This is a genomic window from Pseudomonas sp. Larv2_ips, from assembly GCF_963879675.1.
Classification (GTDB): Bacteria; Pseudomonadota; Gammaproteobacteria; order Pseudomonadales; family Pseudomonadaceae; genus Aquipseudomonas.
In genome coordinates, this window is sequence record NZ_CAWOAW010000014.1 from 1,290,762 (window position 1) to 1,316,770 (window position 26,009).

Sequence of the window (26,009 nt, forward strand, 5' to 3'; positions counted from 1 at the left end):
CAGGCAACCGACGCGGTGGCGAGCGTCAGTTGAGTGTGAGCAATTTCGCCTCCAGATGATCCAGGTGCTGGGTCATCAGGCCGATTGCGCGGTTCACATCGCGTTGTTCCAGCGCATCCACAATCGCCACATGCTCCTGCCACGCGCAGTACGTGCAGGCGTGTGCCTCGTATTGGGCAATGATCAATGAGGTCAACGGCACCAGGCTATTGAGGAACTGCGCCAGGGGCGCGTTGTGTGCCATCGCGGCCAATTGCAGGTGGAACTCCCCGGACAGTCGAATCGCCGTTGCGCGCTGGTCGCGGTCGATGCAATCACGTTCACGGGCGATCAACTCACGTAGCTGCCGAATGTGCGCGGGCGTGGCCTGGGCGCAGGCCAGCTGCACCACGGTCACTTCCGTCATTCGCCGCGCTTCCAGAATCTGCCGCGTCTGCTGGGCGTCCGGCGCGGCCACTTGGGCGCGCTGGTTGGGACGCAGGATAATCACTTGCTGATGGGACAGTTTGGCCAGTACGCGTCGAATCACGCTGCGGCTCACACCAAAGGTTTCGCCCAGGCCTTCTTCGGTAAACCGGCTGGCGGGGGCGATGCGCTGTTCGAGGATGGCATCAAACAAGCGCGGGTAGATGTCGTCCACCGAGGGCTTTTTACCGGCCACAAGGCGCAGGGCCGGGAGAATGGGATCGCGTTGCAGCGCGTGGGCGGTCATGGCCGGTCTCCAAAAATTCAGCTGCCCAGATGGTCGTCCGGGATGTTCAAGCGGATGCCCATGCGCAGGCCTTCCTGGAGGATGTGCCGACGCATCTCCGCACTTGCCAGGGCGCTGTTTTTGTTGCGGATGGCGCGCACCACGGCTTCGTTTTCCTGCAGGCGTTCGGCCAAATGTTCGGGCGAGTTGCGCAGCACCTGGGCACTTTGCTTGAGGGCGTTGCTGGTCTGTTGCACCACGTTTTGAAAGATCGGGTTGGAGGTGAGGGCGAACAGTTCTTCGTGAAAGCCGATGTAGGCATTCATGCCCGCTTCGGCATCGCCGGCATCCAAGGCTTCACGCATGTCCATCAAGGTGAGCCGCAGTTGCCCGACTTCTTTGCTGCTGATGGACTGGGCCACCAGGCCGACGATGAAGGGCTCGAGGGTGTAGCGCAGTTGCAGGATATCTTCGAGGCTGGCGACGGCCACGGCGTCGCTGGCGTGCGGCTCGCTGACGCTGGTTTCCAATACCACCACGCCCTTGCCGGGCATCGAGCGCACCAGGCCGAGGGTTTCCAGCACGATTACTGCTTCGCGCAGGCTCGGGCGGCTGATGCCCATCTGCTCGGCCAGTTCACGCTGGCCGGGCAGCATTTCGCCACGCCGCCACTGGCCACGCTTGAGTGCGGCGCGCAGTTTTTCTACGACTGAATTGACGACGGTTGAGGTGCTGATCACGTCTACGTCTCCTTGATGGTGCGAATACAATGGCCAAACTGGCGACGGTCAAAAGGTGGGAGCGGGCTGGCTCGCGAATGCGCGATGTCAGTCACCCCATGTGCAAGCTGAACCTGCACCTTCGCGAGCCAGCCCGCTCCCTCAGTTGACCTGTGTCGCTCATAGAATGGGTCAGAACTCCTGATGCGCCGGCAGCACCGGCTTCTTGGCCTGGAAGGCATAGCCTTGCTGGCCGTTGAGCACCTTGTTGGCGCGTTGGATATCGATGTCTTTTTCCCAGCGAGCAATGGCCACCGTGGCGACGCAGTTGCCGATCAGGTTAGTCAATGCGCGCCCAATGCCCATGAACCAGTCGACCGCCAACACCAGCACCAGCCCTACGACGGGAATCGCCGGGATAGCGGTGAGGGTCGCCGCCAGAATTACCAGTGCCGAGCCGGGAATCCCATGGGCGCCCTTGGAGGTAATCAACGACACCAGCAGGATGGTCAGCAAGTCGGTCATCGACAGCGGCGTGCCGGTGGCATTGGCGATAAACACGATGGCCAGGGTCAGGTAAATCGAAAAGCCGTCGAGGTTGAACGAGTAGCCCGTCGGCATCACCAGGCCTACGGTCGAGCTGCCAATGCCCAGGTGCTCGAGTTTGCGCATGATCTGTGGCAGTACCGCATCGGAGGAGGCGGTGCCCATCACGATCAGCAGTTCTTCGCGCAGGTACTTGAGCAACGGCAGCATGCGCAGGCCGGACACGCGCATCACCAGGCCAAGCACCACCGCGACAAAGACAAAGCAGGTCAGGTAGAACAAACCCACCAGGCTGCCCAGGTGTTGCAGCGAATCCAGGCCATAGGTGCTGGTGGTGAACGCAATGGCGCCGAACACGCCGATCGGCGCCAGGCGCACGATCATGCCCATGATGCGGAATATCACGTGGCTCAGCTCGTTGATCAACCGCGAAATGCCCGAGGCGGCTTCGCCCACCAGGTTCAGCGCGCTGCCGAACAGCACCGAGAACAGCAACACTTGCAGCACGTTGTTGTCGGCGAAGGCGCCGATCACCGAGTTGGGGATCAGGTCCATCAGGAACTGGCTGGTGCCGCGGATGTGTTGGCCTTTGTCGGCCAGTTCATTCAGCCCGGCGGACGAAAGCTGTTCCAGATGGATATTCGCGCCTTGGCCGATACCGGTGCTGAACGCCATGATCAGGCCGATCACCAGTGCGACGGTGGTCAGCACTTCAAAGTAGATCACTGACTTGAGGCCGATGCGCCCGACTTTCTTCAAGTCGCCGGCGCCGGAAATACCGCTGACCACCACGCAGAATACGATCAGGCCAATCAGCATTTTGATCAGCTTGATAAAGCCGTCACCCAGGGGTTTGAGTTGCGAGGAGAATTCGGGAAGGGCCAGGCCGCAGATAATGCCCAGCATCAGGCCTATCACGACTTGCAGGAAAATCGAACGCGAGCACCATCTGAGCATGGGAGGGATCTCTATTCGGTGCCCTGGTGGTTCCAGGGCTTAATTGTTGTGGTCTTACCGGTAAGTCCAGTGCGCGGCCAGTCTACGCCGGGTTTTTTTGAAATCACAAGTAAATAATCGGCGGTTGACAGGGCCCGGTCTGACCAGTTGGTCGGCAAGCGTGGCGCTTGAGCGGTTGGCGGCCTGGAAAAAAATTCGCTTATCATCCGCGGCTTGAATCGCGAGGTGATTGATGGATGCATCAGGACTGACCACGGACGCCACAGGGCAGACCCACTGCACCTGGCGCACGGCGGCGCCGGAGTACCCGCGCTATCACGACCACGAGTGGGGCGTGCCGGTGGCGGATGATAGTCAACTGTACGAGAAGATTTGCCTGGAAGGCTTTCAGGCCGGCATGGCGTGGATCACCATCCTGCGCAAGCGCGAGCAGTTTCGGGCTGCCTTCGAGGGCTTTGATTTTCGCCGCGTCGCGCAGTATGGCGAGGCGGATATCGCCCGCCTGATGAATGACCCCGGCATCGTGCGCAATCGGGCCAAGATCGTCTCCACCATCAACAACGCGCGCAGGGCGTGCGAACTGGTGGAGGAAACCGGCTCGCTGGCCCATTGGATATGGGCGTTCGAGCCAGCCGAGGCGGAGCGCCCGGCCGTGGTGGACATGGCTTACTGGACCGGCAACCCAACGTCACCGGCTTCGGTGCGCTTATCCAAAGCCTTGAAAAAACGCGGCTGGACTTTTGTCGGCCCGACCACGATGTATGCGTTGATGCAGGCGATGGGCATGGTCAATGATCACTTGGAAGGCTGTGCCTGCCGACCGCGGATCGAGCACCTGCGCCGCCAGTTCAAACGTCCCTGAGCCTCTGGCCCAAGCCAATCCAAAGTGTGGGAGCGGGCTTGCCCGCGAAGGCGCTGTGTCAGTCTCCAGCTGTGGGGGCTGAACCGCCTTCTTCGCGAGCAAGCCCGCTCCCACAAGGGTTTTGTGGCGTAGCTGATTACTGTGGCAGCGGCGTCAGCACCTCAGCCTTGTCATCCAGCACCATCACCACCAGCAGCTTGGCCGGCTGGGTCTGGCTGGCGTTGCTTGATTCAAAGTGCCGCGAGCCGGCCGCTTCATAGAACGACTCACCGACCTTGTAGGTAATCGCCTTTTCATCGTTGACCCGCGAGGTGATCTCACCCTCCAGCACATACGCCACGGCAGTGCCGGTGTGGCTGTGCGGCACGGTGGCCTGGCCGGGGGCGTAATCGACGGTGAGCATGATGGTTTTCTTGCCGGGCACATTGGTCAAGGCGTGTTCCTGCAGCACCTTGATGGATTCCTGGTTGTAAACCGGCTCGTGGGCGAGGGCGCTGAGCGAGGCGAGCATCAGGGTGGCAGCGAGCAGTCGTTTCATGATGAGGTTTCCGAGAAGTTCGAGACCTCTTCACCCTACGCCGCCGAGCGCACCGGACCAATGACCAATGCGCGGGAAAACCCGCTAGCCAATCTGCTGCAGAATATCGCGCAGCCGGTCCAGCGCCGGGTCGATGTCGAGCAGCTCGATGGCGCCGAAGCCGATGATCAAACCTTGGCGCACGGGGGCGTCATGGAAGAACACATCCACCGGGTACACGCCCACTTCCACGCGCCGCGCCAGTTCCATCAGCAACGGGATATTCACCGGCACCTTGCACAGCGCCGCCATGTGAAATCCCGCCACGCTGGGTACCGCTTCAAACCAGGGCGCCAAGTCACCTGCCAGGCGCTGCAGGATGCGTTCGCGGCGCCCGGCGTACACCGTGTGGCAGCGGCGAATGTGCTTGAGCAAGTAGCCTTCGCTGATGAACTTGGCCAGTGCCCATTGCGGCAGGGTGGAACTGTGCTGATCGGTCAGTTGCTTGGCCTTGAGCACCGCGCCGTAAATGGCCGGCGGCAGCACCGCGTAGCCCAGGCGTAACTCCGGCAGCAGGGTTTTCGAGAAGGTCCCGACGTACGTGACCACGCCACGGCTGTCCATGCTTTGCAGGGAATCGGTGGGGCGGCCTTCGTAGCGAAATTCGCTGTCGTAGTCGTCTTCAATGATGATCGCGCCCAGCTCGAACGCGCGCGCCAGCAAAGCTTCGCGGCGCGCCAGGCTCATGGGCATGCCCAGGGGAAACTGGTGGGACGGGGTCACGTAGATCAGCCGTGTGCCGTCCGGGATCAGGTCGACCTGAATGCCTTGCGCGTCGACCGGCACGCCGGCAACGTGGGCGCCCATGGCCATGAACAGCTGGCGCGCCGGGCTGTAGCCGGGGTCTTCCATGGCGACCGTGGTGCCCGGTTCGAGCACCACGCGGGCGATCAGGTCCAGTGCCTGCTGCGCGCCATTGGTCACCACGATGTCGTCGGCGCGGCATTTCACCCCGCGTGAAAATGCGACGTGCCCGGCGATGGCCTCGCGCAGCGCGGGCAAACCTTCGGGTTGACTGTAAAAGCCGCTGTCCCGGGCGATACGCCGCAACGCATCCTGGGTACAGCGCCGCCATTCATCCTGGGGGAACTGATTGCGGGTGGTGGCGCCTCCGATAAATTCATAGCGCAGTGTGCTGTCGCGCGTGGGATGGCGCATGGGCGAGGGCAGCGCCGCCCATTTGCCCAGGTTGGCGGCACAGGCCAGGTCGGCGGCGGTTTGCACGCGCTCAGTCTGCACTGGATGGGCATTGACGAAAGTGCCGCGGCCGGTCTTGCCCACCAGCAGGCCTTCGTACGTCAGGGTGGCATAGGTGTCAGACACGGTCTTGCGCGACACGCCGATTTGTTCGGCCAACAGGCGGCTGGGCGGCAGTTGCGCGCCGACAGCCAGGCGTCCGGACGCAATGGCTTCACGCAACTGCCGGTACAGCTGTTCGGCCAGGTCTTTGCGGCCGTTGATCACCACGTGCAGTTCCATGTTTCATCCCAAGGCAGTCACTCTGGGCCAAGACTACTCGCTCGCGCAGCGCGCTCAAAATGGTCTGCGCATAAACCGCTCGATTGGCTATAGGGCTTATGGGGCGCGGGCTCTAGGCTAGCGCACAATGACTTGCCCGCCCGAGAGCCGCCCATGGAACGCCGTCTGGATTACTACACCGCCTCACCGCAAGCGCTTAAAGGCATGTTGATGCTGGAGGCGGCGACCTTTGAGCTGTCCATCGAAAAGCCGCTGCTGGAGTTGATCAAGGTCCGCGTCTCGCAGCTTAACCACTGCGGGTTTTGCACCGACATGCATTCGATGGCAGCGCGCCAGCGTGGCGAGAGCGAGCGACGCCTGTTTGCACTGTGCGTATGGCGTGATTCGCCGTTTTTCAGCGCGCGGGAGAAGGCCGCGTTGGCCTGGAGCGAGTCGGTGGCGACACTGCCGACGTCAAGTGTCTCGGATGAACTCTACACGGCAGTGCGCGTGGAGTTCAGCGAACAGGAATTGGTGGACCTGACCATGGCGGTGTCCAGCATCAGTGGCTGGAACCGCCTGGCGGTGAGCTTTCGCCAGCAACCGCCGAATGCATGATCAGGACAGGAAGCCGCCGTCCACATTCAGCGACACGCCGGTGGTGTAGCTGGAAGCGTCGCTGGCCAGAAACAGCACCGCGCCGGCCATTTCGCTCGGGTCGGCCACGCGCTTGAGCGGGATCTGCGCCAGCGCCATTTTCAGGATCGAATCGTTCTTCACCAGCGCCGAGGCGAACTTGGTGTCGGTCAGGCCCGGCAGCAGGGCGTTGCAACGAATGCCGAACGCTGCGCATTCCTTGGCGAATACCTTGGTCATGTTGATCACGGCGGCCTTGGTCACCGAGTAGATGCCCTGGAACACGCCAGGGGAAATGCCGTTGATCGACGCCACGTTGATGATGCTGCCGCCCCCGTTGTCGCGCATCAGCTTGCCGGCTTCCACCGACATGAAGAAGTAGCCGCGAATGTTCACGTCCACAGTCTTCTGGAAGGCGCCGAGGTCGGTGTCCAGCACGTTGCAGAACTGCGGGTTGGTGGCGGCGTTGTTGACGAGGATATCCAGGCGGCCGAACTGTTCACGGATACCGGCAAACACTTGGGTGATCTGCTCCATTTCACCGATGTGGCAGGCCACGGCCGTGGCCTTGCCGCCGGCGGCGATGATTGCATCCGCCACGTGCTGGCAGCCTTCCAGTTTGCGGCTGGAGACGATCACATGGGCGCCTTGCTGGGCCAGCAGCTTGGCGATGGCTTCACCGATACCGCGGCTGGCGCCGGACACAAAAGCAATCTTGCCGTCGAGGTCGAACAGGTGGGTCTTGGACATGAAGGGTTCCTTGTTCTTGCAGTCAGAGGGCTGATTTGGCGATGACGTTCAGGCTCATTTGCTCCAGCAGCTTGTTCATGTGGATGAACTGCGCAAAGCGTTTGTCCTGGGTCTGGCCGTGGAAGAAGCGGTAGTAGATCTGTTGCACAATGCCGGCCAGGCGGAACAGGCCATAGGTGTAGTAGAAGTCGAAATTGTCGATCTGAATGCCCGAGCGCTCGGCGTAATAATCGACGAACTGGCGGCGGGTCAGCATGCCGGGGGCGTTGCTTGGCTGGCGACGCATCAGTTGCACCGGTGCCGGGTCGGCGGCTTCGATCCAGTAGGCGAGGGTGTTGCCCAAGTCCATCAGCGGGTCGCCCAACGTAGTGAGTTCCCAGTCCAGCACACCAATGATCTGCATCGGGTTTTGCGGGTCGAGGATCACGTTGTCGAAGCGGTAGTCGTTGTGCACGATGCTGGAGGTCGGATGGTCGGCCGGCATCTTGTCGTTGAGCCAGGCGCGCACTTTCTCCCAGCTTGGGGCATCTGGGGTCAGGGCTTTCTCGTAGCGATCACTCCAGCCGCGAATCTGACGCGCTACATACCCTTCGGGCTTGCCCAGGTCGGCCAGGCCGCAGGCGGCGTAATCCACCTGGTGCAGTTCGACGAACTTGTCGATAAAGCTTTTGCACAACGCCTCGGTCTTGGTGGCGTCCAGGCCCAGTTCAGCGGGCAAGTCGGAGCGCAGGATGATGCCGTTGACGCGCTCCATCACGTAGAACTCGGCGCCGATCACCGACTCATCGGTGCAATGCACGTAGGCCTTGGGGCAATACGGGAAGCCATCTTTCAACTGGTTGAGAATGCGGTATTCGCGGCCCATGTCGTGGGCGGACTTGGCCTTGTGGCCAAAGGGCGGGCGGCGCAGCACGAATTCCCGGTCCGGGTATTCCAGCAAGTAAGTCAGGTTGGACGCGCCACCGGGGAACTGGCTGATCTTGACCGCGCCGTGCAGGCCCGCAATATGCGCCTTGAGGTAGGGATCGATGAGGCTGGCATCAAGTTCTTCGCCTGGGCGAATCTGGGTCGATTGGTCGTTAAGCGCCATGCTTATCCCTTCTGCTTATTCTAAAGGCCTTGGACTATTGGCTAATCTAATGCGCACCGCCGTCCAGCGACAAGGTCGGGGCGGCTTAATAGGTTAGCGTGTTGGATGATGATCAGCGGGCCTGATGCGCTCAAATCACCAGCATCGCCCGGCCAGCGGGGTTGCAGGACAGGTTGGCACCGATTTCGACTTTTGCCAGGTCAATGCCAAGGCCGGCGAGCAGGTTATTGACGATGGGGTCGAGAAGCGGCCCAAGTACCCCGCCAATCACGCCCCCAAGCATTGACAGCAAGCCATTGAGCAGGCCCGTGACCAGGCCCAGCACGGCGCCCAACAGGCTGGCGATTTTCGGTGGATGGTTGATCAGTTGGATGCCGGTGAGCGTTTCTTTAAGGCTGCTGACGACGTTCGAGGCAGCGAATTGATAATACGTCGGGGGCAGATTGACCGCCGGCGGGTTGGTGTAGGTGTGCGCGCGTTCGGTCCGGGCCACATCGCTGTCGACACGCACGCCCAGCCCGCCTGCCGCGAAGGCTTGCCGGTCGCCACAGACGCCGGTGCCGCGCTTGCAGGTCTTGGTACCGATATCCACCACCGGGTACTCGTCGACGTGCAGCGTTTGGGTGGATGAAAACAGGTTTTTCGGATCAACCTGGCCAATCATCACGTGCAGGGCCGAGGTTTCGCCGAGCACCGACAATGATTTTTTGCCACTGTCGCACCTGTAATCCGTGACCTTGGCGCTGCCACCGGCGGCCTCCAGGGCAATGTCGAGTGTGTCGCCGATCTCAAGGCTGGTGACCAGGCAACAATTGGGGTCAAGCAGCCCCAACAAGCCGCTCAGTACCTCATTCAACGCCTGCACCACGCCTCCCAGCGCGTTATTGACCAGCGTGACGATCGGCAGCCTGACCGAAATCAATGTGCGCACTTGCGCGGTTCGCACATAAATAGGCTGTGTGGCGATGTTCTTCGGGTCGCCGATGCTTGAGAGTTGCCCAGGCTCGATCACTTTGGTCGAGACGGTGACGCCGAGCAGCCCCAGCACATCCACCGGCAGCTCAACGGCAACGGCGCTGGCCTTGTTCGACAACTGCACAAAGCCCTGAATCAGGTTAAACAGTTGCAGGTTCACATCCAGCGCACTTTTGTCAGTGCCGTTCTGGATATTGATCAGGTCGCCCAAGTGCAGGATTTGCGTACCCGGCGCAATCAGCTTGATGGCTTCGAGGTTGTTGATGACGAGGGTGATCGCATCTCCACCGAGCTTGAGCACGTCGATGGCGGCCTGGATCAGTTGGCCGACGGTGGCGTCGGTCTTGAGCAACTGATCGTAATTGCCGGCGCTGACGTTCAGGCGGATGGCCAAGGCATCCAAGTACTTGAGCAGACTGATATTGGTATTGATCAAACCGTTCCAGCCCACCGCGTCGAGCTGCAATTTGCCGCCCAGCAAGCCGCCGATCAAGGCGTTGAGGGCCACGGATTTGGTGCTGTCGACGGTCAACAAGGTGCTGCGCACGGTGAGTGACGCCACTGTCGGGGCTGGCGCGGCAGCGACCGCCGTGGCGCTCAAGAGCGTCATCATGTTGAGGGGTTGAGCCGAGAACAGCGTGAGTAAGCCATGGGCGAGGCTGGTGTGCACACGATGGGTGGCGATGACACGGATAGCATCGGTTTTGGCCGGGTCGGCGCTGAAGGTGCGCATGAAGTCAGCACCCGTGGCCAGGGTGCCGCAGCCAACTGCCAGGGTGCGATTGTCGTCAATGTTGAAGTGGTTACGCGCGGCGCTTTGAGTCGCAAACAGGGCCGCATTGTTATTGGGCGCCGCGCACGTGCCGCTGCGGCTGACCGCTTCGAGCGCTGCTGTGTCGACCACACGCTGTAACTTGCGCTTCTCCAGGTACAAGCGACCGCTGTCGACGACCAGCAATAGAAACAACAGCGCAACCCCAAGGGTCACCGCGCCGATCAAACCGATGGCGCCGCGCTGGCGGGCCGGGCCGAGTCCGTGGCCAAACATTCTGCGATCCTTCGCCGGTCATGCACCGACGTCCTGAGCATCCCCGCAAAGCAGTGTAGTCAGGTTTCACGTCGGCGCTGGCTATTCGCTACTAGTTGCGCGGCGGCAGCGTCACCGGGGTAAGCACCGGGCGGCCGGCAAAGTACTCCACCAGGTTATCGGCCACGCGCTGCACCGTATCGTGGGCGGCTTCGGGAGACAGGCCGGCCACGTGGGAGGTGAGTACGGTATTGCTCAGGCGCTTGAGGGCGTCCGGCACTTTGGGTTCGTCGTCGAACACATCCAGTGCCGCGCCGCCGATTCGCCGTTGCTCGAGGGCCGCCACCAGGTCCGCCGTGACTACCACGCTGCCGCGCCCGATGTTCACCAGGTAGCCGTTCGGCCCCAGCGCATCCAGGGCGTGGCGATCAATCAGGTGACGGGTGCTTGCACCGCCGGGGGTGGCCAGGATCAGGAAGTCCGAGGTGCGCGCCAGTTCCACGGCGGTGGCGCAATAGGTGTAGTCCACGTCATCGCGGGGCTGGCGGTTGTGATAGCTCACCTCCATGCCGAAGCCGAGTGCCGCGCGCTTGGCGATTTCCATGCCCACTGCGCCGAGCCCGAGGATGCCCAATTGCTTGCCGCCCAGGGACGGGCGCATCACCTTCGGCCATTCGCCGCGACGCACTGCCGCGTCGGTCTGGGGGACGCCGCGCACCAGCGACAGCAGCAATGCCATGGCATGGTCGGCCACCGACGGCGCATTCACCCCGGCGCCGTTAGTGACGACGATCCCGCGGTTGCTGGCCGCCTGCAGGTCCACATGCTCGTAACCGGCACCGATCACGCAGATGATCTCGAGCAAGGGCAATGCGGCGATTTCCTCGGCATACAGCCCCAGCGGGCCACGGGTCAGCACGGCCTTGATCTGCCCGCCATGCGCCTTGATCGCCTGGGCGCGTTCGGCCGGCGTCGGCGCCAGAATCACGTGAAAGTCGTTGCTCTCGATGATTTGCAGGTATTCGTTGATGGTTTCAACCAGGACCAGAACAGTGGTGGACATCGGAAGGCTCTTCCTGAAGGGTTTGAGAGGTGAGTATGCGGGATTTGTAAGACAGAACGTTTTGTTCGGCCAGAAAAATCCCACATAGACGCCGTTAGAACGCGATGCTGTGCGCTTTCACCCGTTTCACAAACGCCCCGGCCAGGGTCGCATTGTGATGCGCGATGATCGCCTCGGCCGACAACGCCGGGGTGTCCATGCAGGTGTGGCTGTCTTCCGGCAAGATCACCGAAAACCCGAGTTCCACGGCGACTCGGCAGGTGGTGTCGATGCAGAACTGGGTTTTCATCCCCACGATCACCAGTTCATTTACCTGCGCCGCCGCCAGTTGCCGGGCGAGGTCAGTGCCCAAAAAGCAGCTGGGGCGGGTTTTATTGAACAGGTGGTCGCGGGCTTCGTCGACAGCCAGGCCGGGCCACAGCTGCCAGAGCGGGCTGCCGGCTTCAATCGGCGAGCCCGCCGGACCGGTGTGGCGGGCGACGAAGATCGGCGCGTTGACTGCGCGGGCGCGCTGAATCAGCTGGTTGATGTTCTCCAGTACCCGTTCGCGCTGGAAAGGTTTGTCCGGGCCATCGTATAAGCCGGTTTGCATATCGATGATCAGCAGGGCGTTTGCCATGGTCTTGCTCCTTGCAGTGGCCAGAGGGCGGGGCAATAAAAAGGCCCCGTCCATTGCTGGCGGGGCCTTGGGTTGAATCCGGGTGTTTTAGCTCAAGCACCCACAGCAACCGCACGACCCGCCATAAGCGGTCGTGGTGGTGGTGCAGGTGAGGTGCAGCTGAATAGGCTTCATGGCCCGATCATGCTGGGACGGGCGCAGGGCTGTCAACGGGCGCGGTCGATTTCGCCTCGGGTAGCAGCGTATTTCGTGCAGCCTCCAGAAATTCGTCCGACAAGCTACTGCCGCGCGTCGCACGAGCGAGCGTGACGGCGCCGATCATCATCGCGTAGTTGGCCAGCATGGCCTGGCGGTCTTGGGCCTGAAACTGCGCAAAGATCTCCAGCGACCGTTCAACACCGGCAATGAAGGTGCGCTGTAGTTGCGTGTTGGCGGGCTCATGGCACATGTCCGGGGTAAAGGCCGATATCGGGCAGCCATCACCGGGATTGTCGCGGTGGGTGGCCGAAAAATAGTGGCGCAAGATGGCCTCGCATGCCGATTGCGGGTCTTCACTGCGCTCGACCTTGTCCTGCCAGCCCTGGTTTGAATGCTCAAAGGCCTTTTGGCAGGCTTCGTTGGCCAAGGCTTCCTTGGAGGCGAAATGCCCGTAGAAACCACCGTGGGTCAGCCCGGCGGCGGCCATCACGTCCGCCAGGCTGATGCCGTGCAGGCCGCGCTCGCGAAACAGGTGCGTGGCGGCCTCCACGATGATTTCACGGTTGAGTTCGGCTTGTTTGCGGGACACGCGAGGCATGACAGGGCTCTCAGAATAAAGGCGGGCGTTGCCTGAAAAGTACAGCAAAGCCCGCGATTCTAAAATAGATTTGTTTGGGCATGTATTATCTCGACGGCGCTGCAGCCCTCTGGAACCGCTGCCTGCAGCGACCACGACTGATCTGTCCAAGGCCACCGTTCCTCAGCTAAGTCTTTGCTTATTCAGGAGAATCCCGGACAATCGCGCGCTTGTTATGGTCGGGGCGCTGCCTGTCAGGTTTTTCTGACTCGTCCCGGCTGTGGAAATGCGGAGATCCGACCGGATGAATGATCAGGCCAATAGCGTCGACGAACGCTATGCAACGACACCTGCAACCCTCACACGCTGGAGCCGCCAGGACACCACCTGGATGCTTGGCCTGTTCGGCACCGCCATCGGCGCCGGTACTTTGTTTTTGCCTATCAACGCGGGCCTCGGGGGCTTCTGGCCGCTGGTGATCCTGGCGCTGCTGGCATTCCCGATGACGTTCTTTGCCCACCGTGGCCTGACCCGTTTCGTCCTGTCCGGCCGTGAAGGTTCGGACATTACCGACGTGGTCGAAGAGCATTTCGGTCTCAAGGCCGGCGCACTGATCACCTTGCTGTACTTTTTCGCGATCTTCCCGATCCTGCTGATCTACAGCGTGGCCCTGACCAACACCGTCAGCAGCTTCATGGAGCACCAGCTGCACATCATGCCGCCGCCGCGCGCGATCCTGGCGTTTGTGCTGATCCTTGGCCTGTTGGCCGTAGTGCGGTGCGGCAAGCAAGTGATCGTCAAGGCCATGAGCCTGATGGTGTATCCGTTTATCGTCGCGTTGCTGTTTCTGGCCGTGTACCTGATCCCGCACTGGACCGGCGGCATTCTCAGCACCGCCAGTGAAGTACCGGCGCCGTCTGCGTTGCTCAACACACTGTGGCTGGCGATTCCGGTGATGGTGTTCTCGTTCAACCATTCGCCGATCATCTCGGCCTTTGCGGTGGACCAGAAGCGCCAGTACGGTGCCAACGCGGATGAGCGCAGCTCGCAGATCCTGTGCCGCGCACACCTGTTGATGGTGGTGATGGTGCTGTTCTTCGTGTTCAGCTGTGTACTGACCCTGACGCCGGCGCAACTGGCCGAAGCGAAAGCACAGAACCTGTCGATCCTGTCGTACCTGGCCAACCACTTCGACAACCCGACCATCGCCTTCGCCGCGCCGTTGATTGCGTTCGTGGCGATTGCCAAGTCGTTCCTGGGCCACTACATCGGTGCCAGTGAAGGCCTCAAGGGCCTGGTGCTCAAGACCGGTCGCCGCCCGGCGGCCAAGTCCCTGGACCGCATGACCGCCGCCTTCATGCTGGTGGTGTGCTGGATCGTCGCCACGCTGAACCCGAGCATCCTCGGCATGATCGAGACGCTGGGCGGGCCGATCATTGCGTCGATCCTGTTCCTGATGCCGATGTATGCGATCCGCAAAGTGCCCGCCATGGCCAAGTACCGCGGGCAGGCGTCCAATGTGTTTGTCACTGCTGTTGGTCTGGTCGCGATTACCGCGCTGGTCTACTCGCTGCTGTCCTGACACCGAGCTGCGCTGCCCAAGGCCGATTCGCGCACTCCGCGAATCGGTCTTTTTTTGGCCTTGGAAAACCTGTCGAGTCTCGACCCCGGGCAGGCAATGAGGACTAAGCTGTCGGCATAGTCATTTCCTGTGGAGAGATTCATGGCACGGCCGCGCCCGCAACTGATTACCTGCAAACTGGAAAAACTGCATCCGACGCAATTGACCGTCGGCATGGCTGAAGTCGCTACCAAGCGCGAAGCCTGGACCAGGCTCAAACGCAAGGAGCGCGCCGCCGCGCTCGACAAGCACTGGTTTCCTTGCGTGCTGGGGCCGGACGAGCGTTATTACATCACCGATCACCACCATTTCGGCCTGGCGCTGCTGCTGGAAGAGGTCAAGAGTGTTTCGTTGCTGATGCTCAAGGACTTGTCGTTTGTGGAGCGCAGCACTTTCTGGAATGTCATGGCGTTCAATCAGTGGGTGCATCCCTACGACGCGCGTGGCTTGCGTCGAACCTACGAAGCCATTCCGCGCAAGATTACCGACCTGCAGGACGATCCCTACCGCAGCCTGGCAGGCCTGTTGCGCATGGCGGGTGGCTACGCCAAGGACGCGACGCCGTTCAGCGAGTTTCTGTGGGCGGACTTCTTTCGCAGCCGCATCGGCAGCGACGTGGTCAGCCAGCCGAACGCCAAGCTGTTGAGCAAGGCCATGGGCCTGGCGCGCAGCCAGGAAGCACGTTATTTGCCGGGATGGGTCGGGCCGATTGAAAACTGAAACAGTTGACCCCGTTGCCGCGCCACCCAATCGCACCCAGGACCTGCTCGCCGGGTTATCCATTGCCGGTTTGCTGCTGCCGGAGGCCGTGGCTTATTCCAGTATCGCCGCGCTACCGCCGCAGGCCGGGGTCATTGCGCTGTTTGCCGGGCTGGTGTGCTACGGCCTGTTCGGCACCAGCCGGTTTGCGATTGTCTCGGCCACATCGTCCTCGGCAGCCGTACTCGCGGCCGCCACCGCCAGTCTGGCGGGTGGTGATCCGGCGCTGAGGCTGGCCTTGGCATTCGGGCTGGTGTTGATCACTGGCGTGCTGTTCCTGTTGGCCGGGCTGTTCAAGCTCGGTGGCGTGACTTCGTTTATCGCTAAGCCGGTGTTGCGCGGGTTTGCCTTCGGCCTGGCGCTGACCATCATTCTCAAGCAGTTGGCCAGCGTCGTCGGCGTGCACCTGACCGATAACAACCTGATCCGCTTCCTGCCGCAACTCATAGAGCAACTGCCTGGATGGAACTGGCCGGCAGCGATGGTCGCGGCGGTCGCGTTGATGGTGTTGTGGTTGTGCGCGCGTATTCCGCGTCTGCCGGGTGGGCTGCTGGTGGTGATTCTGGGAATCGTTGCCGGGCAGTACCTGGATTTGCAGGCCCATGGCGTGGCGCTGATCGGCCTGATCGACCTGCGTCTTGAGTTGGGGCATTTGCCGGTGCTGCCGTTTGCCGACTGGCTGCGCCTGGGGGAGTTGGCGTTTGCTTTGGTGATGATCCTGTATGCGGAGTCCTACGGCTCTATCAGCTCGTTCGCGCTTAAACACGGTGATCGCGTGTCGTCCAACCGCGACTTGCTCGCGCTGGGTGCGGCCAACCTGATCTCTGGGTTGTTTCACGGCATGCCGGCCGGTGCCGGCTATTCCGCGACGTCGGCCAATGAGGCCGCCGGTGCCGGTTCACGCCTGGCCGGAATCGTCGCCGCGCTGGTGGTGCTGGTGATTGTGTTGACAGTGTTGCCGTATGTCGCGCTGACCCCGGAGCCGGTGCTTGCCGCCATCGTCATCTACGCGCTGGGCCGTGGTTTGAGCCTGCAGCCGCTGGGGCGTTATTTTCTCTGGCGGCGCGATCGTCTGCTGGTGATCTGTGCCGTGGCGGCGGTGCTGGTGTTGGGCGTGCTAGATGGCTTGCTGGTGTCGGTAGCGATCAGCGTGGTGCTGATGCTGCGGCAGATGTCGGCGGCTGATATCCAGGTGCTGGGGCGCTTGGGTGACAGTCATGACTTTGTCGATCGTGAGCACCACGCCGATGCCGTGCAAGTGCCAGGTCTATTGATCGTACGGCCCAGCGAGGCGCTGTTTTTCGCGAATGCCGAGCGCATCCTGGGTGCGGCATTGCGCCTGATGCGCCAGTCGCCGGTGGAGGCGGTGGTGCTGAGCCTGGAAGAATCTCCGGATTTGGATGGCACCAGTATCGAAGCGCTGGCGGCGTTTTTCGCGCAGGTGCGCGGGGAGGGCAAGCGTTTGGTGCTGGCGCGCGTGCGGCATGAGGCGTTGGAAGTGCTGCAAGGCTTGCCGGAGGCGCTTGCGCCACAGGTCTTGCTCAGTGGTCTGAGCGTTGATGGCGCTGTGCAATTGGCGCTGCGGCACCCGTCCTGAGTGTGCAAAGCGTCAAGTGTGGGAGCCGGCAAGCCAGCTCCCACAGGTGTTTTGTGATGGCTGTATGCCCGGCATAAAAAACGCCGCGTACCTTGCGATACGCGGCGCTGATTTACCCGGTGTAGCTACATCAACACACCTTAGGCTTGAATCACCGGGATGTTGGCGCTTGCTGCGATTTTGCGGAACTCGGCGATCTGGTCGAAGTTCAGGTAGCGGTAGACGTCACTGGCCATGGTGTCCAGTTTGGCCGCGTAGCCCATGTACTCTTCGACGGTCGGCAGGCGACCCAGCGTGGAAGCCACTGCCGCCAGCTCAGCCGAGGCCAGGTAGACGTTGGCACCATCACCCAGACGGTTCGGGAAGTTACGGGTCGAGGTCGACACAACGGTCGAGTTCGGTTCTACGCGTGCTTGGTTACCCATGCACAGCGAGCAGCCCGGCATTTCCATGCGCGCGCCAGCCTTGCCGTAGATGCCGTAGTAGCCTTCTTCGGTCAGTTGGTGAGCGTCCATCTTGGTCGGCGGCGACAGCCACAGACGGGTTGGCAGCTGACCCTTGACCTGTTCCAGCAACTTACCGGCAGCGCGGAAGTGACCGATGTTGGTCATGCACGAACCGATGAACACTTCGTCGATCTTCTCGCCGGCAACGCTGGACAACAGACGGGCATCGTCCGGGTCGTTAGGTGCGCAGAGGATCGGCTCGTTGATTTCAGCCAGGTCGATTTCGATGATTTCGGCGTATTCCGCGTCGGCATCGGCTTCCATCAACTCAGGGTTGGCAACCCAGGCTTCCATCGCTTGGGCGCGACGTTCCAGGGTACGTGCATCGCCGTAGCCTTCGCCGATCATCCAGCGCAGCAGGGTGATGTTGGAGTTCAGGTACTCGGTGACCGAGTCTTTCGACAGCTTGATGGTGCAACCGGCTGCCGAACGTTCAGCCGAGGCGTCGGACAGCTCGAAAGCCTGTTCCAGCGTCAGGTCGTTCAGGCCTTCGATCTCCAGGATGCGACCGGAGAAGGCGTTCTTCTTGCCTTTCTTCTCTACGGTCAGCAGGCCAGCCTGGATCGCGTAGTAAGGAATGGCGTGAACCAGGTCACGCAGGGTGATGCCCGGTTGCATTTTGCCTTTGAAGCGCACCAGGATCGATTCCGGCATGTCCAGTGGCATGACGCCAGTGGCTGCGGCGAACGCGACCAGACCGGAGCCGGCCGGGAACGAGATGCCCATCGGGAAACGGGTGTGGGAGTCGCCACCGGTGCCGACGGTGTCCGGCAGCAGCATGCGGTTCAGCCAGCTGTGGATGATGCCGTCGCCTGGACGCAGCGATACACCGCCACGGGTCATGATGAAGTCAGGCAGGGTGTGGTGGGTGGTCACGTCGATCGGCTTAGGGTAAGCCGCGGTGTGGCAGAACGACTGCATCACCAGATCGGTCGAGAAGCCCAGGCACGCCAGGTCTTTGAGTTCGTCACGGGTCATCGGACCGGTGGTGTCCTGGGAGCCCACGGTGGTCATCTTCGGTTCGCAGTAGGTGCCAGGACGAACGCCTTTGCCTTCTGCCAGACCGCAGGCGCGACCCACCATTTTTTGCGCCAGGGTGAAGCCCTTGTCGCTTTCAGCCGGTGCTTCCGGCAGCTTGAACAGCGTCGAAGGCGGCAGGCCGAGTTCGGCACGTGCCTTCTCGGTCAGGCCACGGCCGATGATCAACGGGATACGGCCGCCGGCGCGGACTTCGTCCAACAGCACCGGGGTCTTCATTTCGAAGGTGGTCAGGACTTCATCGGTGCCGTGTTTGCAGACTTTGCCAGCATGCGGGTACAGGTCGATCACGTCGCCCATGTTCATGTTGGTGACGTCGAATTCGATTGGCAGTGCGCCGGCATCTTCCATGGTGTTGTAGAAGATGGGAGCGATCTTGCTGCCGAAGCAGAAGCCGCCAGCGCGCTTGTTCGGCACGTAAGGAACGTCGTCGCCGAAGAACCACAGCACGGAGTTGGTCGCCGATTTACGCGACGAACCGGTACCGACCACGTCACCGACGTAGGCGATCGGGAAGCCTTGGCCACGCATCTCTTCGATCTGCTTCATCGGGCCGGTCTTGCCTTGCTCGTCCGGCACGATGCCTTCGCGAGCCATTTTCAGCATGGCCAGAGCGTGCAGCGGGATGTCAGGGCGGGACCAGGCGTCCGGGGCAGGGGACAGGTCGTCGGTGTTGGTTTCGCCGGTGACCTTGAACACGCGCAGGCTGATCTTGTCGGCCAGGGTAGGGCGGTTCTTGAACCACTCGCCATCAGCCCAGGATTGCAGCACGGCTTTGGCGTGCTCGTTGCCGTTCTTGGCTTTTTCAGCCACGTCGTGGAACGCATCGAACATCAGCAGGGTGTGCTTGAGTTGGGCGGCAGCGACAGGCGCCAACTCGGCGTCGTCCAGCAGCTCGACCAACGTCACGATGTTGTAGCCGCCTTGCATGGTGCCAAGCAGTTCAACAGCGCGTTTTTTGTCGATCAGGGGGGAAGTGGCTTCGCCCTTGGCCAGGGCAGACAGGAAACCGGCCTTGACGTAGGCAGCTTCGTCAACGCCTGGTGGAATGCGGTTGGTGATCAGGTCAACGAGGAATTCTTCTTCGCCAGCCGGGGGATTTTTCAGCAGCTCGACCAGGCCTGCGGTTTGTTCGGCGTTAAGCGGCTGGGGAACGATACCCAGTGCTGCACGCTCTTCGATATGTTTGCGGTAGGCTTCAAGCACAGTTATTACCCTCATCAGTGGTCCCACGGGACGCTCATCCAGAAATGAACGGCACGCATGCGCTCGGGGGCTTTTTGGGCCGCAAAGCCAGCGCTGCCGGCATTCCTCACAGAAGCTGCTTTCAAAGTTTTACGCCTGCAGAACGGAGCTGATGAGGGTTGGCGCTGGCAATTACCTACCGGGTAATAACCATCGCCAACACCGTTCTGAAGGAACGACTGTGCTCGTGACGCTTTGAAAACAGCTTCCAGCGGATTATTGGCGCCTTACAAGGCCGGATGATTCTACGGCAAAAAAAATCTAAAGGTAAGTTGCCTAACCAAGTTTGCTGGGTGATCAACCTTAGACAAAGGGCTAACATGCGGCATTGTTTCGCGGATTTGTGTGTCGTTGCCTATGCCCAACCAAACCATCAAGACCCCCTGCGTCGGCCTGTGCTCCACGGTTTACAAAAAAAAAACGAAGTGATCCTGTGGAATGGCTATAACGAGGAAGAAAAGCGCGCGGTATGGCTGCGGCTCGAGCAACTGCTGGTGCAGGTGATGGCCGGTAAACTCGAAGTGTTCGACCCCAAGAGGCTGCGCGGGCAGTTGGAGCAGCGCAAGATTCGCTTTGTGCCGCACCAGTCCGAGTACTGCTGGGCCTACCAATTGATCGCCCGGGGCGCACGGGTGATTTCCAACCTGGAAGCCTATGGCATGGTGCTGCTGCCAGAGTTTCGCGACTGGGCGCTGCCGGAGCTGCGCGATGCGATTGATCGGGAGTTTTTTATCCTCTCGGAGGCGCACTACCAGCGCTATATAGCCCCGGGGTTCCTCAACGATGCATTTGCTGGCTGACACCGCACAGCAAAAATGTGGGAGCGGGCTTGCTCGCGAACAGGAAGTGTCAGCAATCAATTAATTGACTGATCCGCCGCTTTCGCGAGCAAGCCCGCTCCTACAAGGGATTTTCAGTGGGTCACGCCTTGGTCGCCAGCGCTTCCAGATGATCCATCAGTTCCTGCGGCTTGAGCACCAGCACATCGCTCTGCACCTCGTCGAGCACCACCTCCGCCGTATTCCCGATCAATGCTCCGGAAATCCCGGTGCGCGCCACGGTGCCGATAATCGTCACCGCCGCCTGCCACTTATGCGCCGCATGGGGAATCAATACATCTGCCGGGCCTTCTTCGATGTGCAAATGGGTGTCGTCGATATCGAACTCGGCCTGGAACGTCTTGCACTGCTCGCGATAGCGCGCCTCGATGGTTTCCTTGAGCTGAAACGTCGGGTCACTCGCCGACAGCATGGGCGAAGGATGGGCGCTGATTACGTGCAATTGCGCCTTGGCCAGGCTCGCAATTTCAAAGCCGTGATCAATGATGGTGTTGTGCAGCGCCTGGTGCTCAGTGTCGTTGTTGCCCACATCGATTGCCGCCAGCACCACCTTGTCGGCCCAGGGCGTCGAGGTTTTCACCAGCAGCACAGGCGTTGGGCAATAGCGCAGCAGCTTCCAGTCGGCCGGCGTCAACAAGGCCTTTTTCAGGGGGCTATCGGCGAAATGCTGCTTGATCACCAACCCACAGCCCTCGGCTTGCTGCACATCAATGATGGTTTCATGCAGGCTCTCATTCCACGCCTGCTCGGTGGTCACGCTGTAGCCGTCTTCATGCAGGCCGGACTTGAGCAGGCTCAGCAGCGCCGAATGCTCGTGTTTTTTGTCGCAGACCAGCAAATGCAGATGCGCGCCGGTGACCCCGGCGATCAGCTTGGCGCGCTTGAGCGCCAGGCTTTCCGAGTGCTCGGGCTCGATGACCACCAGGATGCTGCGGATAGCTTGCATGGACGGATCTCCAGAGACGCAATAAAAGGGGCCTTGCACAACTATAGTTGCTGCCCGCCAGACGTCATGTTGATGCACATCAAAGCCAGTGGCTGGTGGTCTGCGGCGGGGTCGGTATAATCGGCGCCCTTTTGTGATCTATTTGCCCGTGAGCCCGATGAACCTGCCCGAAATCCACGAATTCCTCGGCTGCCGCACCCGCGACGCCTGGGTCCAGGCTGCCTTGGCCGATCAGGCAACCCTGCTGATCGACCACAAGAACTGCGAATTCAAAGCCGCCAGCACCGCCTTGAGCCTGATTGCCAAGTACCACGCGCATGTTGACCTGATCAACATGATGTCGCGCCTGGCGCGCGAAGAGCTGGTGCACCACGAGCAAGTCATGCGCCTGATCAAAAAGCGCAAAGTCGAGCTGCGCCAACTGCACGCGGGCCGTTATGCCTCGGGTTTGCGCAAAGTGGTGCGCAGCCATGAACCGGTCAAACTGGTGGACACCCTGGTGGTCGGCGCCTTCATTGAAGCGCGCAGTTGCGAGCGTTTCGAAGCGCTGGTGCCGCATTTGGACGAAGAACTCGGCAAGTTCTATTTCGGTCTGCTCAAAAGCGAGGCGCGGCACTTCCAGGGTTACTTGAAACTGGCCTACCAGTACGGCGACGCCAAAGACATCGCCCAGGTGATCGAGCGGGTCAGGGCGACCGAGCAGGAACTGATCGAATCACCCGACATCGAGTTCCGCTTTCACAGTGGCGTGCCAGCCTGAGGCGACGGCCACGCCCAGCAGTGCGGTGATCCCGGTCAGCAGCAGGATTACCGTTTGTGTGCCCAGCGGCGCCGCCAGCACGCCAATCAGCAAACCCGCCAATGGCTGCGACAGGTTGTTGAGCAGCGTGATCACGCCCACGGTTTTGCCAAAATCCTGTACCGGAATCACGCGCTGACGGGTGCTGCGCAGGTACACGTTAAACATCTTGTCGAAGCCGGTGATCAGCAGGAACCCGAGGGTATAGGCCCACACGCCGGGGCTGATGGCCGTGATCAGCGCGCCCACGCCGATCATCGAATATGACAGGCCGCCCAGTACCTTCAACGGCAAGGTTGCGCGCGCCAGGTAAAACAGAATCCCGATCGTCACCACGGCGCCCGCGGCTTGCAGCAGGGCGTAAGTGTCCTTGCCAGCGCCATAGTGGCCGGTGACCATCGCCGCCGACGTGGCCAGCGTCACACCAATAATCAGATTCACGCCCACCGCCAGGGTGATGATCCGTTTCAAGTCGGCGAGCGTGCGGATATGCCCGAAGGCAATGCGCAGCGGTTGCAGCCAGATGTCCCGGTGCTGCTCAAAGGTTGGCAGGCTCACCGCGCTGGTGCGCTGCCACAGCAGCATGGCCAGGTCCGCCAGCACAAACAGCCCGGCAACCCCCAGCACCACCCAATGCCAGGCCCAGACTTCAAGCATCAGCGCCGCCAGCAGTGGGCCGAGCACCAGGCCACTCTGGTCGGCGATTTGTGAATAGGAAAGGGTCTTGGCGTAGGTGTACTGCTTGAAAATATGCGGCATCAACACTTCGCGCGCCATGATGCCCTGGGTGGTCAGCACGCCGCACAGCGCCGAGAGCATGACGATCCAGTAAATGCCGTCGAACACGCCGTACAAGGCCACGGCCACCACGCAGGCCAGCGCCCGGTAGACCTGGCTGATATGCAGAATGCGCACCGGTGAGACTTTGTCGCACACCGCGCCGCACACCGGGAAGGCCAGGTAACGCGGCAGTGACTCGACAAAAAACGCCAGGCCCGCCCAGGACACACTCCGAGTTGTCTGGAACACGATCAGAGGCACGATAAACAGCAGAATCTGGTCCGCCAGCCGCGACAGAAACAGCGAAACAAAGAACGCCAGGTAATCCTTGCGCATACAACTCCCTGTGAATGGCGTTAAAGATTGCAGGCTATTTGTTAAAAACTCTTAAAAGCATGAAGCTTGGTCGGTCACTGATGGCCAGCGGCTTCTGTTGAGCAGCTTGCCACCTATAATGCCTGCACTTCAATCCGCGCAGCCACACTGAGAATTTATGGAAAACCTGGGTCTGGGCAAGGTCCTGCTCGTTGAGGACGATGAAAAGCTGGCAGGGCTGATCGCGCACTTCCTGTCGCAACACGGTTTCGAGGTGCGGGTGGTTCACCGCGGTGACGAAGCCCTGGCCGCATTTCTCGACTTCAAGCCGAAAATCGTCGTGCTCGACCTGATGCTGCCGGGCCAGAGCGGCCTGCACGTGTGTCGCGGGATTCGTAACCTGTCCGACACACCCATCGTGATCCTGACCGCCAAGGAAGACGACCTGGACCATATCCTCGGCCTTGAGTCCGGTGCCGACGACTACGTCATCAAACCCATAAAACCTCCGGTGCTGCTGGCGCGATTGCGTGCGCTGCAACGTCGCCAGGTGCCCGAACCCACCGTGCGCGGCTCGCTGGAGTTTGGCCGGCTGGCGATTGACCGCAGTTGCCGGGTGGTCAGCCTGGGCGGTGACAAGATCGACCTCACCACCATGGAATTTGAACTGCTCTGGCTGCTGGCCAGCAGCGCGGGCAAGATCCTCTCGCGCGATGACATTCTTAACCGCATGCGCGGCATTGCCTTCGATGGCCTGAACCGCAGCGTCGACGTGTACATCAGCAAACTGCGCAGCAAACTCAATGACAATCCGCGTGAGCCGGTGTGCATCAAGACCATCTGGGGCAAGGGCTATCTGTTCAATCCATTTGCGTGGGAGGTTTAGATGCTGCGGCTGTTTCTGCGCCTGTACGTGATCCTGGCGCTGGGGTTGGCGGGCGCGATCTGGCTGGTCAACTACACCTTCGACGAGTTACTGCCCGAGGCCAACGAAACCTATAACCGTGAGGCGCTGCGCGGTCCGGCCTATGGCTTGGTGGAGCAGTTGCGGCCCTTGCACGGCGAGGCCCGGCAGGCGCGCCTGGACGAACTGCAGCCCCATTATGGTTTGCGCCTCAAGCTGGTGCAGAGCGACACCCAGGCGCTGACCGAGCGCGAACAGCAGTTGCTGGCCGACGGCTTGCTGGTGGTGCGCGGGGATTTCATGGAATTCCTGACCAATATCGACGGCGGGCCGCAACTGCTGGAGATCAAACTGCCGGAAGAGCCCAAGTGGCTGTACCTGTGGGCCTATGGTTTTCTCGGCTTGTGCCTGGCCATCGTCCTGTATTTCTGGGTACGCCCGCACTGGCGCGACCTGGAGCATATCCGGCTGGCCGCGCAACGCTTTGGCGACAACGACCTGGCGTCGCGCATCCTGCTGCCGCGCCGTTCCACCGTGCGCGAGCTGGCGGGGCACTTCAACCAGATGGCCGAGCGCATCGAAAGCCTGATCGCCAACCAGCGCGAACTGACCAACGCCGTTTCCCACGAACTGCGCACACCGATTGCGCGCTTGTCGTTCGAGCTTGATCAACTCAGGCAACAGGCCGACCCGCGACAGAGCCGTGAGTTGATCGCCGACATGTACGCCGACCTGGGCGAACTGGAGGAAATGGTTTCCGAACTGTTGACCTACGCCAGCCTGGAACGCGGCGCCACCCAGGTTACCCGCGAAAACATCGAGGCCCACAGTTGGCTCGACAGCGTGATCGGCAGCGTGGCCCTGGAGGCTGAGGCGGCGGGTGTGCAGCTGTCATTGCGTACCTGTGAGGTCGACTTTATCCAAATCGAACCACGCTTTATGGCGCGTGCCGTGATCAATCTGCTGCGCAACGCCATTCGCTACGCCGAGCGCCGTGTTGAAGTGTCGTTGATCAGCTTTGGCAGCGGTTACGAAGTGTGCGTCAATGACGACGGCCCTGGTGTGCCGATGGACGGGCGGGCAAAGATCTTCGAACCCTTCCTGCGCCTCGACGCCAGCCGCGACCGCCGCACCGGCGGTTTCGGCCTGGGCCTGGCATTGGTAAAACGGGTCAGCCAGTGGCATGGCGGACAAGTGGAAGTGCTGGATTCGGAGTGGGGCGGAGCGTCGTTTCGAATGACCTGGGCGTATGCCGAGTAAGACTTGGCGTGGAATCAGCGATGCACAGGAGGGAGCTGGCTTGCTGGCGGAGGCGGTTGTTCAGTCAGCTCATGTGTCACTGACATACCGCTTTCGCGAGCAAGCCCGCTCCCACAATTCAACCGCGTTCAGCTGCCAGCACCGCAGTGCTTGGCTTTTTTGTGGGAGCTGGCTTGCCTGCGATGCAGGCACCTCGGTGTGTCAGGTACACCGGGTTGATGCTATCGCAGGCAAGCCAGCTCCCACTTTTGACCGAGTACAAACGACACCCATCTATCTGACTCACAGAAATCCAAATGTGGGAGCGGGCTTGCTCGCGAAGGCGGTGGTTCAGTCAGCTCATGTGTCACTGACATACCGCTTTCGCGAGCAAGCCCGCTCCCACAAGTTGACCGCGTTCAGCTGCAAGCACCGCACTGCTTGGCTTTTCTGTGGGAGCTGGCTTGCCTGCGATGCAGGCAACTCGGTGTATCAGGTACACCGGGTTGATGCTATCGCAGGCAAGCCAGTTCCCACCTTTGGTTGAGTTCAGCCTTCAAGGTCAGGTCGGCTGTCAGGCCGCCTCGCCTTTGCTTTTGCTTCTACCACTCAGGTCGGCTACTAGGCCGCCGTGCTTTGCTTTTGATTTTGATCTCAGGCGCCCCGTTAAACCACG

22 protein-coding genes and 1 pseudogene are annotated in these 26,009 nt (G+C 61.1%); 9 read left to right on the forward strand and 14 right to left on the reverse strand.

Features of this window, described 5'->3' with window-relative positions; all coding sequences use genetic code 11:
• Positions 1 to 25: 25 nt before the first annotated feature.
• From AACV02_RS12545 to AACV02_RS12555, 3 genes are all read right to left on the reverse strand, one after another.
• Positions 26 to 712, reverse strand: coding sequence for a GntR family transcriptional regulator (locus tag AACV02_RS12545; RefSeq protein WP_119739939.1), 687 nt, complete (start codon positions 710 to 712; stop codon positions 26 to 28).
• 17 nt (positions 713 to 729) lie between these two features.
• Entirely contained in the window at positions 730 to 1,431 is a 702-nt protein-coding gene (locus tag AACV02_RS12550) for a FadR/GntR family transcriptional regulator (protein ID WP_119739941.1), read from the reverse strand.
• Positions 1,432 to 1,602: 171 nt separating this feature from the next.
• Positions 1,603 to 2,928, reverse strand: a complete 1,326-nt coding sequence (locus AACV02_RS12555) for a C4-dicarboxylate transporter DctA (protein ID WP_177413699.1) — start codon at positions 2,926 to 2,928, stop codon at positions 1,603 to 1,605.
• A gap of 217 nt (positions 2,929 to 3,145) precedes the next feature.
• Between AACV02_RS12555 and AACV02_RS12560 the strand changes: the two genes are divergently transcribed.
• Positions 3,146 to 3,775: a DNA-3-methyladenine glycosylase I gene (locus AACV02_RS12560; RefSeq protein ID WP_119739945.1), complete on the forward strand. Its 630-nt coding sequence runs from the start codon at positions 3,146 to 3,148 to the stop codon at positions 3,773 to 3,775.
• A 136-nt stretch (positions 3,776 to 3,911) separates the two neighbouring features.
• On the opposite strand, the gene AACV02_RS12565 is transcribed toward AACV02_RS12560, so the two are convergent.
• Positions 3,912 to 4,313 carry a cupin domain-containing protein gene (locus tag AACV02_RS12565; protein ID WP_106580481.1) on the reverse strand — a complete coding sequence of 134 codons (402 nt, stop codon included), beginning with the start codon at positions 4,311 to 4,313 and terminating at the stop codon, positions 3,912 to 3,914.
• An 84-nt stretch (positions 4,314 to 4,397) separates the two neighbouring features.
• Positions 4,398 to 5,831, reverse strand: coding sequence for a MocR-like pyridoxine biosynthesis transcription factor PdxR (gene pdxR / locus AACV02_RS12570; RefSeq protein ID WP_119739949.1), 1,434 nt, complete (start codon positions 5,829 to 5,831; stop codon positions 4,398 to 4,400).
• 153 nt (positions 5,832 to 5,984) lie between these two features.
• Here pdxR and AACV02_RS12575 point away from each other — a divergent pair, with 153 nt between their 5' ends.
• Positions 5,985 to 6,428: a carboxymuconolactone decarboxylase family protein gene (locus tag AACV02_RS12575; protein WP_106580479.1), complete on the forward strand. Its 444-nt coding sequence runs from the start codon at positions 5,985 to 5,987 to the stop codon at positions 6,426 to 6,428.
• Here the strand turns inward: AACV02_RS12575 and AACV02_RS12580 are convergent, their stop codons facing one another.
• From AACV02_RS12580 to AACV02_RS12605, 6 genes are all read right to left on the reverse strand, one after another.
• The gene (locus AACV02_RS12580; protein WP_056860254.1) at positions 6,429 to 7,196 is read right to left on the reverse strand and encodes an SDR family oxidoreductase; all 768 of its coding nucleotides are present in this window, start codon (positions 7,194 to 7,196) and stop codon (positions 6,429 to 6,431) included. It lies immediately after the preceding gene.
• Between the two features lie 22 nt (positions 7,197 to 7,218).
• The gene (locus AACV02_RS12585) at positions 7,219 to 8,286 is read right to left on the reverse strand and encodes a phosphotransferase family protein (protein ID WP_119739951.1); all 1,068 of its coding nucleotides are present in this window, start codon (positions 8,284 to 8,286) and stop codon (positions 7,219 to 7,221) included.
• 130 nt (positions 8,287 to 8,416) lie between these two features.
• The gene (locus AACV02_RS12590; RefSeq protein WP_119739953.1) at positions 8,417 to 10,309 is read right to left on the reverse strand and encodes a pilus assembly protein TadG-related protein; all 1,893 of its coding nucleotides are present in this window, start codon (positions 10,307 to 10,309) and stop codon (positions 8,417 to 8,419) included.
• A 91-nt stretch (positions 10,310 to 10,400) separates the two neighbouring features.
• On the reverse strand, positions 10,401 to 11,351 hold the full coding sequence (locus AACV02_RS12595; RefSeq protein ID WP_119739955.1) for a 2-hydroxyacid dehydrogenase: 951 nt from the start codon (positions 11,349 to 11,351) through the stop codon (positions 10,401 to 10,403).
• Between the two features lie 94 nt (positions 11,352 to 11,445).
• The gene (locus AACV02_RS12600; protein ID WP_119739957.1) at positions 11,446 to 11,970 is read right to left on the reverse strand and encodes a cysteine hydrolase family protein; all 525 of its coding nucleotides are present in this window, start codon (positions 11,968 to 11,970) and stop codon (positions 11,446 to 11,448) included.
• A 181-nt stretch (positions 11,971 to 12,151) separates the two neighbouring features.
• Complete coding sequence (locus AACV02_RS12605) at positions 12,152 to 12,766, reverse strand: TetR/AcrR family transcriptional regulator (RefSeq protein ID WP_119739959.1); 615 nt, start codon at positions 12,764 to 12,766, stop codon at positions 12,152 to 12,154.
• A gap of 283 nt (positions 12,767 to 13,049) precedes the next feature.
• Between AACV02_RS12605 and AACV02_RS12610 the strand changes: the two genes are divergently transcribed.
• From AACV02_RS12610 to AACV02_RS12620, 3 genes are all read left to right on the forward strand, one after another.
• Positions 13,050 to 14,327 carry a serine/threonine transporter gene (locus AACV02_RS12610; RefSeq protein WP_119739961.1) on the forward strand — a complete coding sequence of 426 codons (1,278 nt, stop codon included), beginning with the start codon at positions 13,050 to 13,052 and terminating at the stop codon, positions 14,325 to 14,327.
• Between the two features lie 141 nt (positions 14,328 to 14,468).
• The gene (locus AACV02_RS12615) at positions 14,469 to 15,086 is read left to right on the forward strand and encodes a ParB-like protein (RefSeq protein ID WP_106580472.1); all 618 of its coding nucleotides are present in this window, start codon (positions 14,469 to 14,471) and stop codon (positions 15,084 to 15,086) included.
• Entirely contained in the window at positions 15,076 to 16,722 is a 1,647-nt protein-coding gene (locus AACV02_RS12620) for a SulP family inorganic anion transporter (RefSeq protein WP_119739963.1), read from the forward strand. The genes AACV02_RS12615 and AACV02_RS12620 overlap by 11 nt, the downstream gene beginning before the upstream one ends.
• Positions 16,723 to 16,862: 140 nt before the next feature.
• Here the strand turns inward: AACV02_RS12620 and acnB are convergent, their stop codons facing one another.
• The gene (gene acnB / locus AACV02_RS12625) at positions 16,863 to 19,472 is read right to left on the reverse strand and encodes a bifunctional aconitate hydratase 2/2-methylisocitrate dehydratase (RefSeq protein WP_106580470.1); all 2,610 of its coding nucleotides are present in this window, start codon (positions 19,470 to 19,472) and stop codon (positions 16,863 to 16,865) included.
• A gap of 396 nt (positions 19,473 to 19,868) precedes the next feature.
• Between acnB and AACV02_RS12630 the strand changes: the two are divergent.
• A pseudogene (locus AACV02_RS12630) lies at positions 19,869 to 20,311 on the forward strand (DUF1289 domain-containing protein).
• 121 nt (positions 20,312 to 20,432) lie between these two features.
• Here the strand turns inward: AACV02_RS12630 and AACV02_RS12635 are convergent.
• On the reverse strand, positions 20,433 to 21,296 hold the full coding sequence (locus AACV02_RS12635; RefSeq protein WP_119739965.1) for a universal stress protein: 864 nt from the start codon (positions 21,294 to 21,296) through the stop codon (positions 20,433 to 20,435).
• Between the two features lie 157 nt (positions 21,297 to 21,453).
• Between AACV02_RS12635 and AACV02_RS12640 the strand changes: the two genes are divergently transcribed.
• Positions 21,454 to 22,056 carry a tRNA-(ms[2]io[6]A)-hydroxylase gene (locus tag AACV02_RS12640; RefSeq protein ID WP_119739968.1) on the forward strand — a complete coding sequence of 201 codons (603 nt, stop codon included), beginning with the start codon at positions 21,454 to 21,456 and terminating at the stop codon, positions 22,054 to 22,056.
• Here the strand turns inward: AACV02_RS12640 and AACV02_RS12645 are convergent.
• The gene (locus tag AACV02_RS12645) at positions 22,012 to 23,211 is read right to left on the reverse strand and encodes an MFS transporter (protein WP_119739970.1); all 1,200 of its coding nucleotides are present in this window, start codon (positions 23,209 to 23,211) and stop codon (positions 22,012 to 22,014) included. The two genes, AACV02_RS12640 and AACV02_RS12645, sit on opposite strands and share 45 nt — an antisense overlap.
• Before the next feature lie 157 nt (positions 23,212 to 23,368).
• Between AACV02_RS12645 and AACV02_RS12650 the strand changes: the two genes are divergently transcribed.
• Complete coding sequence (locus AACV02_RS12650) at positions 23,369 to 24,076, forward strand: winged helix-turn-helix domain-containing protein (RefSeq protein ID WP_106580465.1); 708 nt, start codon at positions 23,369 to 23,371, stop codon at positions 24,074 to 24,076.
• Positions 24,077 to 25,354 carry an ATP-binding protein gene (locus tag AACV02_RS12655; protein ID WP_119739972.1) on the forward strand — a complete coding sequence of 426 codons (1,278 nt, stop codon included), beginning with the start codon at positions 24,077 to 24,079 and terminating at the stop codon, positions 25,352 to 25,354. It begins immediately after the preceding gene.
• Positions 25,355 to 26,009: the final 655 nt, after the last annotated feature.

What these genes read in the sequence shown, in the direction of transcription:
- AACV02_RS12545 (WP_119739939.1), bottom strand. Translation starts at nt 712, where the DNA reads ATGACCGCCCACGCGCTGCAACGCGATCCCATTCTCCCGGCCCTGCGC.
- AACV02_RS12560 (WP_119739945.1), top strand. Translation starts at nt 3,146, where the DNA reads ATGGATGCATCAGGACTGACCACGGACGCCACAGGGCAGACCCACTGC.
- AACV02_RS12565 (WP_106580481.1), bottom strand. Translation starts at nt 4,313, where the DNA reads ATGAAACGACTGCTCGCTGCCACCCTGATGCTCGCCTCGCTCAGCGCC.
- pdxR (WP_119739949.1), bottom strand. Translation starts at nt 5,831, where the DNA reads ATGGAACTGCACGTGGTGATCAACGGCCGCAAAGACCTGGCCGAACAG.
- AACV02_RS12575 (WP_106580479.1), top strand. Translation starts at nt 5,985, where the DNA reads ATGGAACGCCGTCTGGATTACTACACCGCCTCACCGCAAGCGCTTAAA.
- AACV02_RS12580 (WP_056860254.1), bottom strand. Translation starts at nt 7,196, where the DNA reads ATGTCCAAGACCCACCTGTTCGACCTCGACGGCAAGATTGCTTTTGTG.
- AACV02_RS12585 (WP_119739951.1), bottom strand. Translation starts at nt 8,286, where the DNA reads ATGGCGCTTAACGACCAATCGACCCAGATTCGCCCAGGCGAAGAACTT.
- AACV02_RS12590 (WP_119739953.1), bottom strand. Translation starts at nt 10,309, where the DNA reads ATGTTTGGCCACGGACTCGGCCCGGCCCGCCAGCGCGGCGCCATCGGT.
- AACV02_RS12595 (WP_119739955.1), bottom strand. Translation starts at nt 11,351, where the DNA reads ATGTCCACCACTGTTCTGGTCCTGGTTGAAACCATCAACGAATACCTG.
- AACV02_RS12600 (WP_119739957.1), bottom strand. Translation starts at nt 11,970, where the DNA reads ATGGCAAACGCCCTGCTGATCATCGATATGCAAACCGGCTTATACGAT.
- AACV02_RS12605 (WP_119739959.1), bottom strand. Translation starts at nt 12,766, where the DNA reads ATGCCTCGCGTGTCCCGCAAACAAGCCGAACTCAACCGTGAAATCATC.
- AACV02_RS12610 (WP_119739961.1), top strand. Translation starts at nt 13,050, where the DNA reads ATGAATGATCAGGCCAATAGCGTCGACGAACGCTATGCAACGACACCT.
- AACV02_RS12615 (WP_106580472.1), top strand. Translation starts at nt 14,469, where the DNA reads ATGGCACGGCCGCGCCCGCAACTGATTACCTGCAAACTGGAAAAACTG.
- AACV02_RS12635 (WP_119739965.1), bottom strand. Translation starts at nt 21,296, where the DNA reads ATGCAAGCTATCCGCAGCATCCTGGTGGTCATCGAGCCCGAGCACTCG.
- AACV02_RS12640 (WP_119739968.1), top strand. Translation starts at nt 21,454, where the DNA reads ATGAACCTGCCCGAAATCCACGAATTCCTCGGCTGCCGCACCCGCGAC.
- AACV02_RS12645 (WP_119739970.1), bottom strand. Translation starts at nt 23,211, where the DNA reads ATGCGCAAGGATTACCTGGCGTTCTTTGTTTCGCTGTTTCTGTCGCGG.
- AACV02_RS12650 (WP_106580465.1), top strand. Translation starts at nt 23,369, where the DNA reads ATGGAAAACCTGGGTCTGGGCAAGGTCCTGCTCGTTGAGGACGATGAA.
- AACV02_RS12655 (WP_119739972.1), top strand. Translation starts at nt 24,077, where the DNA reads ATGCTGCGGCTGTTTCTGCGCCTGTACGTGATCCTGGCGCTGGGGTTG.